7 protein-coding genes are annotated in these 9,591 nt (G+C 46.4%); 5 read left to right on the top strand and 2 right to left on the bottom strand.

Annotated features, from left to right (window positions below; all coding sequences use genetic code 11):
• Window positions 1-2,303, bottom strand: a 2,303-nt coding sequence (locus ACQEXT_RS11785) for a retention module-containing protein (protein ID WP_426952188.1), incomplete at its 3' end; no start/stop codon positions are given.
• A 441-nt stretch (window positions 2,304-2,744) separates the two neighbouring features.
• Here ACQEXT_RS11785 and ACQEXT_RS11780 point away from each other — a divergent pair.
• Complete coding sequence (locus ACQEXT_RS11780; RefSeq protein ID WP_426952193.1) at window positions 2,745-4,772, top strand: alpha-amylase; 2,028 nt, start codon at window positions 2,745-2,747, stop codon at window positions 4,770-4,772.
• A 93-nt stretch (window positions 4,773-4,865) separates the two neighbouring features.
• Here the strand turns inward: ACQEXT_RS11780 and aroG are convergent, their stop codons facing one another.
• The gene (gene aroG, locus ACQEXT_RS11775; protein ID WP_331416847.1) at window positions 4,866-5,921 is read right to left on the bottom strand and encodes a 3-deoxy-7-phosphoheptulonate synthase AroG; all 1,056 of its coding nucleotides are present in this window, start codon (window positions 5,919-5,921) and stop codon (window positions 4,866-4,868) included.
• Between the two features lie 308 nt (window positions 5,922-6,229).
• Between aroG and ACQEXT_RS11770 the strand changes: the two genes are divergently transcribed.
• The 4 genes from ACQEXT_RS11770 to ACQEXT_RS11755 all read left to right on the top strand — a co-directional run bounded on the left by ACQEXT_RS11770 (window position 6,230) and on the right by ACQEXT_RS11755 (window position 9,569).
• Window positions 6,230-6,946 (top strand): amino acid ABC transporter ATP-binding protein, encoded by a 717-nt coding sequence (locus ACQEXT_RS11770; RefSeq protein WP_426952186.1) that lies wholly within the window; start codon window positions 6,230-6,232, stop codon window positions 6,944-6,946.
• A 3-nt stretch (window positions 6,947-6,949) separates the two neighbouring features.
• A complete protein-coding gene (locus ACQEXT_RS11765; protein ID WP_426952184.1) occupies window positions 6,950-7,744 on the top strand; it encodes an amino acid ABC transporter permease in 795 nt (264 codons plus the stop codon).
• A 12-nt stretch (window positions 7,745-7,756) separates the two neighbouring features.
• Complete coding sequence (locus ACQEXT_RS11760; RefSeq protein WP_426952182.1) at window positions 7,757-8,596, top strand: transporter substrate-binding domain-containing protein; 840 nt, start codon at window positions 7,757-7,759, stop codon at window positions 8,594-8,596.
• A gap of 61 nt (window positions 8,597-8,657) precedes the next feature.
• The gene (locus ACQEXT_RS11755; RefSeq protein ID WP_426952180.1) at window positions 8,658-9,569 is read left to right on the top strand and encodes an amino acid ABC transporter permease; all 912 of its coding nucleotides are present in this window, start codon (window positions 8,658-8,660) and stop codon (window positions 9,567-9,569) included.
• Window positions 9,570-9,591 lie beyond the last annotated feature (22 nt).

Raw genomic sequence — 9,591 nt, 5'->3', positions numbered from 1 at the left:
AAACTGCCGTTAGTGACCACTTGTAGGTCATCACCAATATTGATCACTAGGTTGCTATTGGCGGAATGGTCGTTATCACTGTCGACAGCATAGACTGGAATGCTGACCGCAAGGGTGTCTTGTCCTTGAGTCGCGTGATCCACTTCTTGATGTAATGTGACGCTGTACTCACCAAGATTGTTTTGGTCGAGGTTAATCGTCAGTACTTCGGTTTTGCTACCATCACCGGCAGTGATATAACCGCGATAAACGCCCGCTGATACTTCTTCAAGCACCACATCCTTACCACCTGATGTCAGCGTTGAGGAATCATTAAACGCCTTAACATCAATGCCCATCGCGACGACTTTGTCACTGCCTGTGGTAAAGTCAATCGTACCCGTCGCTGTGATATCAGTGTCACCAACACCAGAGCCATCGCTCAGGCCAGCTTCAAATACGTCTACTGATGTAATGCTGTCGATGACTGGATTTTTGCCGTCTGCAATCGCAAGACCCACGGTGCTGGTCAGCGTGTCGCCGTCTTTATCGGTGACGGTAACAACGATGGTGTGAGTAATCGTATCGCTGGTTTTGTGATTAAGATTGCTGTTTGCAATAAATGATAACTGACCATCTGCGGTGATCTTGACCGTACCGTCAGTAACGGCATATTCGGTTTTGCCCTCTTCGAGCGTGTACTCTTTACCATCAAAGGTAAACGACGTTACTTGGCCATTATCCGCCCCGGCCTCAGTAATCACATCAATTTCATTGCTGGTTTCAGTGGCGCCAAAATCTGGTTCTGTGACAGTCAAACTACCGTCGACAACGACCTGAACATCGTCGCCAACGTTAATCACTAGTTGAGAGCGTTGTGACTGGTCGTTATCTGCATCAATCGCGAATACGGGTAGCGGAATAGCGATCGAATCCATGCCCTGCTGCCCCTGATCAAGTTCATCCAGAAGCTCTACTTTGTAATCCGCGCTAAATGAAGTGTCACTGTTGGTCACATCACCGATAGTGATCTTAAGTACATCAACTCGCACACCTTCAAGTAAGATATAACCTGAATAAACACCCGGCTGGCCATCAACGGCTTCCAGAATAATAGTTTGACCTTGCGAGGTGATCGCTGAATCCTGCTGCGCCGCATTAAATGCATCAACATCAATCTGCAGTTCAGTTACCTTGTCGCTCCCTAAGGCACCATTAAGCGTCCCTTCAAATTCCGTATTCGTTGCCCCAACACCCGATCCATCATTCAGACCCGCTTCAAAAACATTGGCGCTATCAATCGCAGTAAATTCAGCATTGGCACCATCCCCGATGGTGACCTGAGCATCAATTGGCGTTCGAATCGAGTTGCCGCCACTATCTTTACCTTCAATTTCGAAAGACACGACAATCTGATCATTATCGAAAGCAACCTGACCGCCAGCAACAGAAGGAACATGGTCAATTGGCTGAGAAATCGTGGTGGTAAGTTCAAGAACAACGTCTTTACCAAGATTGCTGGTATCGATATCAATGCGGAGTACTTCTTCGCCACCTAAAACGCCAACAATCGCATTTTCACTGGCGTTGTAGCTGAACGTAACGGGCTGCCCATTAGAAGTGATATCGCTATTCAACTCACTTAAAAGAGATGCTAGCGAAATAGCGTTGGGAATAAACGAAGTGGGATCAAGCGGTAAGTCGCCAGCCAAAATCGTAGCTGAGCTTGTGATCGTTTGTGGGTAAGTACCTTGAGATAAAGATCCTTCAACCAAAGATTCGCTTACGCTTTCCCCGCCAGCAGCAAAGACTAATGGTCTATCCTCTTCATCGGTTTCATCAAGGTTATTGGACGCAAAAGCAGAGGTTTCGAAGAAGGTGCTTGCTAGCACTTCTGCACCATTATAATCAATGGTCACAAAACCTGCGTTTGCAGAACCTGCTCCGCCGCCAGCGGCAGTCGCTTCAAGTAATTCTGTAGGGTCCGCGCCGGCTAAAATAGCTTCTTGAATGGCGGCTAGTTCCGCTTCATCGAACGCACCGTCACCAAGGTTAGCCAGCTCAAAATTGACTTCGCCGGCAATAGGAACCGCCCCCCATTCACCCACATCGGGCTCAATAGCGATGGCATTTGAATCGAGATGATATGCGGCCGTTGGCGACTCCATCACAATAGTCGACTGATTCGCCGTAATCACTATCTCATTTTTTGCAACCGTGTCACCGACTTCGGCTTTACGTGCTTTCCCATCCGGAGAAACAATAACTACATCACCAGAAATTTCTTTAATCACAGCAGCTTGGCGCAAAACATCCACGTCCATAAACGGTTCCTCACTACATCTCCCTCATGAAATATCAAGGGGATGGAAACACTTGGTATCATTTTATTTATCGGATTAAAATAGCAAAAATCGCAGCTTATTCCAGCGATTATTTGAGTCATTTATAAACAGTAATATTGCTAATTATAACGTATTGCACATTATTTAGGCTGTCGGGGCGATTGATAGTAATTTTTCATGCAAATAATTGATAAAAGTTTCAAAAATGAGAATACATGCTCCCATTTACCAACATGCGTCCCAATAAGAATGACTCACTAATGTCCTCCTCTAGTAAAAGATAATGTGACCACTCTCGGAATTTAGGGCGTAGATGATGGGAATGATGTTGGCCACAACTTGCTAGGTTAGAGTATTTAGCCACCAATACGATGACCTCAAGGATGTAACGTGAAACGCCCATTTGTGCCCAACACTATTATGCTTGCTGTACTGTGCAGTTTTCCTGTATTCGCCAGCCCTACGCTTACGTTGTCGACCACGACAACCAGTCGAGATGTCCCACTTTCGGCTTCTGAACCGGTCGTTTTATCTTTAAACAAGGAGAGCTACCAGCTCACGATTTCCGGCATAGAAGGAACATGCAAAGCGCCAGAGAATCAAAAAGTGAAATTTCGTCGCCCACTGTCTCTAAGCTGCGGAAAGGACACCATTCTTCCCCTAAATATTCGTTTTAGTGGCGACTATGCCTTTAGCTTAGATCCTGAACTCAATACCTTGACTGTCGCTCGACAGGCGACAAAAAGTGACAAAACATTTAATCGACCGATCCCTGATGTTCAGTGCCGTCAGTATTCCGGAAAAGAGGTCACCATTAACCTTGGTGACACGTTTGCAGAAGGTACCCAGCTAAGAGATGCATTAAGCGGGAAAATGGTGACAGTATCCAGCAACACCGTCACTCTAAAACCCGCTAAGAGCAGTGGCGGTTTAGTCCTCTTAGAGCCTGTCGTGTCTCCCGAGAACACACCTCAATTTAGCTACCACAATGCCAATATCTACTTTGTTATGGTCGACCGCTTTAACAATGGCGACACCGACAATGATCACAGCTACCAACGTCAAAAAGACCAACAACAAGAAGTGGGCACTTTCCATGGTGGTGACCTCAAGGGGGTAATTAGCAAGCTAGACTACATCAAGAGCTTAGGTACAGACGCTATTTGGCTGTCGCCAATTGTTGAACAAGTGCATGGTTTTGTCGGTGGCGGAGAGAGCGGTAGTTTTCCCTTCTATGCTTACCATGGCTACTGGACTCGCGACTTCACCAAAATAGATCAAAACTTCGGCAGTGAAGAGGATCTGCGCACTCTGGTTTCTGAAGCACATAAACGCGGCATCAAGGTTCTTCTGGATGCGGTCGTCAACCACTCAGGTTACGCCACTCTGGCAGACATGCAGTTCGACAACTTGCAGGTTACCCGCAGCGATGCACTACCAGATAGTTGGGCAGAGTGGAAACCGCAACCCGAGCAAAATTGGCACAGCTACAACAATCATATCGATTATCAAAGCGATCAGTGGATTAATTGGTGGGGCCCTGATTGGATACGAGCAGGGCTGCCTGGTTACTCTCAACCCGGAAGTAGCGACACCACAATGAATCTAGCGGGTTTACCCGATTTTCGCACCGAGTCTTCCAAGTTTGTTCGCCCGCCTCAGTGGTTGCTCAACAATCCTGATACACGTGTGGTGAATAGAGACAACTACACCGTCTCTGACTACTTGGTAGAGTGGCAATCTGACTGGGTGAAGCGCTTTGGAATCGATGGCTTTCGGGTCGACACGGTCAAACACGTAGAGGGTGACGTATGGCTCAAGCTCAAACAAGCTGCGAGTGACGGTTTATCCACATGGAGAGAACAGAATGGCCAGCAAGGTCTGCCATTTTGGATGATGGGCGAAGTATGGGGTCATTCGGCCTATCGCTCACCTTATGCTGACCAAGGCTTTGATGCTTTGATTAACTTCGATATGCAGAAAAAACTTGATAAAGGTGCAGCATGTTTCTCTCAAATGCAGGAGGTTTACCAAAACTACGCAGACTCGATTCAGTCAACGCCAGACTTCACCCCTGTAAGTTATATGTCTTCTCACGATACCGAGCTGTTCTTTAACCGCTTCAAATCGTTCGACATGCAGCGCAATGCGGCCAATGCTCTCCTGCTAAGCCCAGGAGCGGTACAGATCTATTATGGTGATGAAGTGGGCCGTGAGCTTGGGCCTTATGCGGATGATTTTCATCAAGGCACTCGCTCTGACATGGTGTGGAAATTGGATAGTGAAAGAAAACAACTGCTTTCTCACTGGCAGAGTCTCGGTCAGTTCCGTCAAAAACATCCTGCCATTGGCGCGGGCAAACACCTACAAATTATGAATGACAACGCTTACGTATTTTCAAGAACCTTAGGTGAAGATAAGGTGATTGTAGCCTATATGGGCCGATAGTCATTAGAGCTAAAGCCAGACGTTGGCGGGCAACGATTAGCCAACAAACAAAAAAAGCTCCCTCGGGAGCTTTTTCTCTCTATACAGTGATGGCTACTTGCTGTTACGGCGCTCTGCGACCGCATCCGCCAATTGACGAAGCACTTTTTCAGTATCTTCCCAACCAATACAAGCATCGGTAATAGACTGGCCGTAGGTTAACTCTTCACCTTCCACCAAATCTTGACGACCTTCAACCAGATGCGACTCGATCATGACGCCAAAGATCGCCTCTTCACCACCAGCAATCTGGTTAGCGACATCTTCTGCCACGACCATCTGACGCTGGTACTGCTTAGAGCTGTTTGCGTGACTGAAATCAATCATCACTTTTTGAGGCAGGCCAGACTGCGCTAGCTCTTGCTTAATTGCGCTCACGTGTTCAGCACTGTAGTTCGGTTCTTTACCACCACGAAGGATGATATGACAATCAGGGTTGCCTGCTGTTTCAATGATCGCTGAATGACCATACTTAGTTACAGATAGGAAGTGGTGTGATGCACTTGCTGAACGAATCGCATCAGAAGCGATCTTAATGTTACCGTCTGTACCATTTTTAAAGCCTACCGGACATGAGATACCCGAAGCCAACTCACGGTGAACTTGAGACTCAGTGGTACGTGCCCCAATCGCACCCCAACTGATTAAGTCAGCCACGTATTGCGGTGAAATCATATCAAGGAACTCACTCGCCGTAGGCATGCCCATATCGGTAAGATCAAGCAGTAGCTTACGACCCATACGCAGACCATCATTGATTTTAAAGGTATCATTTAGGTACGGATCGTTAATCAGGCCTTTCCAGCCAACGGTTGTACGTGGTTTTTCAAAGTAAACACGCATCACCACTTCTAGACGATCTCCCAGTTCATCACGAAGAACTTTGAGTCGTTTGCCATATTCGATTGCTGCGTCAGGATCGTGAATTGAACATGGACCGATAATAACCAGCAGGCGATCATCTTCGCCTTTTAGAATATTCGAGATGGCTTCACGCGAGCGAAACGTGGTCGAAGAAGCTGATTCAGTCGCTGGAAACTTCTCTAAAACCGCAACTGGCGGTAATAACTCTTTTACTTTATTAATTCGTACATCATCTGTCTGAAACATTGCTTACTTCTTCCTATTTCTCTTGGTTGAACGCTACACCAAAATTGGGCGGTGAAAAAACGTTCAGCTTTTCTTGTTCCTGTTCCCTGTAACTTATCTATCAAAAACCAAGGTTGCAACCACTATTTTAAATAAAAGGCAATATTTTTGGCATTTTTACATTTTACACAATGTGTAAAGCTATAGTTACACCCAATAAAAACAACCAATACCACTGGTCTTTGTAGTAATACTCTTACGTACAAGATGCAATACGTTGCTGATATTGTTAAGGTAAGTAGATAATTAAAATTACGATAAGATCAGGCATGAAAGCCATTGAGTTTAGTAACGTCGATAAATGGTACGGTGAATTTCACGCACTAAAGGGCATTAACCTTAGTGTGGTTAAAGGCGAGATTTTGGTGGTATGCGGCCCTTCAGGTTCGGGTAAGTCAACCTTAATCCGCACAGTCAATGGACTTGAATCGATTTCTAACGGATCGATTTCCGTTCTCGGTGACGACCAATCCCTACCCAAAGCGGGTAAAGTGGGCATGGTGTTTCAACACTTTAATTTGTTCCCTCACCTGACTGTGCTCGAAAACCTGACCCTGGCCCCCATCAGAACACTCGGTTTGTCAAAAGCACAAGCTAACCAGCGAGCAATGCATTTTCTCAGTCGGGTAAACATTGAACAGCAAGCCGACAAATATCCAGTACAACTTTCGGGGGGCCAGCAGCAGCGCGTGGCAATTGCGCGCTCTCTGTGTATGCAGCCTGAGATTTTACTCTTCGACGAACCAACCTCAGCTCTCGATCCAGAAACCATTCAGGAAGTGCTCGACGTTATGGTTGATCTGGCTAACGACGGTATCACTATGATGTGTGTGACGCACGAGATGGGCTTCGCCCGCAAAGTGGCTGACAGGGTGATCTTTATGGATCAGGGCGAGATTCTGGAAATCAACTCACCAGAGCAGCTGTTCTCTCAACCAAATCACCCAAGAACTCAACAATTCCTACAACAGATTTTGAGTCACTAGTCGATGATAAAAGTATTAAAACCTGTTTTATCAGCGCTGCTACAAATCACTCTTTTGCTCGTCGGCATAGTTTGGTTACTAGACTCTGGCGCCAAGAGTATTGGCTACCAATGGCAGTGGCATCGCGTGCCAGATTACATCCTGTTTTTCGAAGATGGAGAGTGGTGGCCTGCCGAACTGCTAGAGGGTCTGCTAGTTACAATTAAAATATCAGCGCTAAGCTTGGCTTTCACGCTCTTGATCGGGCTGACAACCGCAGCACTAAAACTTTCCGACTCTTGGGTTGGTCGAGGGCTGGCCAACATTTATATCGAAGTGATCCGTAATACACCGCTACTGGTTCAGATCTACCTACTCTATTTTATATTCGGTCCTGTAATCGGTCTTGATCGATTTGCCACCGCGGTATTAGCACTCTCTCTTTTCCAGGGAGCCTATACAGCGGAAATATTTCGTGGCGGACTAAACAGTATCCCCAAAGGTCAGTTTGAAGCAGCAAAATCACTTGGTCTGAGTCGATTTTTCACTTTCTATGATGTGATATTGCCGCAACTGTTACAACGAACGTTACCGCCGTTGACCAATGAAGTCGTTTCTTTAATCAAAAACTCTTCAATCGTTAGTGTGATGGCGATTTTTGATTTAACGACTGAAGGGAGAAATATCGTTTCTGAAACAGCAATGCCATTTGAAATCTGGTTCACTGTCGCTGCAATCTATCTCACTCTGACACTCATGCTGTCAGGGCTTTCTGCTTGGATGGAACATAAACTTGGCGCTAGTTGGCGTACACAATAAAGGAAAATTACTATGCGAAACATTGCAAGAGCGTTATTAAGGGGTAAAGGTTTTAAAGCCGCAATTACCGCACTGTTAGGCCTGGCTATTAGCTTGCCAAGTCTGGCATCTGACACTCCGAATCTTGATAAGATTAATGAGCGCGGAACCCTAAGAGTTGGTATGTCGACTTTCGTCCCTTGGGCAATGCGAGATAAACAGGGTGATTTAATCGGCTTTGAAATTGATGTCGCTAACCGACTGGCAGCCGATTCAGGTTGGAAAGTTGAGTTTGTCCCTACTGCTTGGGATGGCATTATTCCAGCGCTATTGGCGCAAAAGTTCGACGTTATCATAGGTGGCATGAGCATTACTCCGGAACGCGCCAAAAGTGTCCTTTTCACCTCTCCATATTCTCATTCAGGCGTTCAGGTAGCAGCGAACAAAGAGTTAGCTGAAGGTTTTTCTCAGCTGAGTGACTTCGATTCACGCCGAGTAAAAATCGCCGCTCGCCGTGGGGCATTTACTGTACAGGTCGCACGAGAAACTTTCCCGAAAGCGAAAATTCTTCAGTTTGATGACGACGCCCAAGCGTTCCAGGAAGTGCTTAACGGCAACGCGCACGCAGTAATAGCGTCGAGCCCTAAGCCTGAACATGAAACAGTGAAAAACAGCGATAAGCTTTTTATTCCTTTCACCGATCGTTTGTCTAAGGGTAACGAAGCATTTGCCGTGCGCTTAGGTGAAAGTGACAAAGAAGCTTTCTTTAACAGTTGGATTCAGGCACGTACTGAAGATGGCTGGTTGAAAGAGCGTTACGAGTACTGGTTCTCTACTCTTGATTGGCAGAACCAAATCGCCTCAGGTCAATAATCACATTAGCCCTGGCCACTTATATTAAGTGACTAGGGCTACAACTAGGAAGTAGCACTAGGTGTCTAAAGCGAAATCACTCCCTCAGCCATCATTAGCCGCGACGAAACGCACATTTAACAAGCTCGATATTGTACTGATTATGATCTTGATCGCCGCTGGATTCTGGCTCTATCAACGTTCAGTCGTGGGAATAAACTATAATTGGCGCTGGCATGATGCGATTGAGTTAATCTTTACTCCTCGCTCAGATGGCTCACTGCCCTACTTTTTTCAGGGATTGATTTCGACGCTGCGCATTAGTATTTGGGGAATGTTGTTGGCATTAGGCTTAGGCACCGCCTTGGGTATAGCAAGACGCTCGAGGATTGCAATCTTGCGCATCCCTGCCAATGCATTCGTTCAGTTAATTCGCAACATACCACCTTTGGTATTTGTGTTTATTTTCTATTTCTTTATTTCTAACCAGTTAATCCCTTTACTTGGACTTGACCAGATCCTTCGCCAACACAGCGGCGAAATAAACGTGGTTCAAAACTTTCTGTTTGGTCCGGCAAGCCTGTGGGAAAACCTGCTGTCCGGGATTCTTTGTGTTGGTCTGTTGTCTTCAGCGTATGTTGCCGAAGTGGTGCGCTCTGGCCTGAGCAGCATCGCCCAAGGACAGTGGGAAGCGGCTGACTCTTTAGGTTTATCTTCTTGGGCAAAATACCGCTACGTCATTGCACCACAGGTATTAGCAGCGATCACCCCTGCGCTGGCGGGACAGGCAATATCCTTAATAAAAGACACCTCGATTGTGTCACTGATTTCGATTCAGGAAATGACGTTTGTCGGTACCGAAATTGCCAACTCTTCTGGCTTAATTTTTGAAATCTGGCTGATCGTCGGACTGGCTTATTTCACCCTGTGTATGTCCTTGTCGCTGCTGTTTAAGGGTATTGAAAAGCGCAGTCTCAAGCATCTGCAGCGCTAACCACTTCAACCTGAGACCAGCG

This window comes from Vibrio sp. TRT 29B02, from assembly GCF_050113655.1.
Classification (GTDB): domain Bacteria; phylum Pseudomonadota; class Gammaproteobacteria; order Enterobacterales; family Vibrionaceae; genus Vibrio.
Note: the sequence above shows the minus strand (reverse complement) of the source record. Positions and strands in the feature narration are given on the sequence as shown.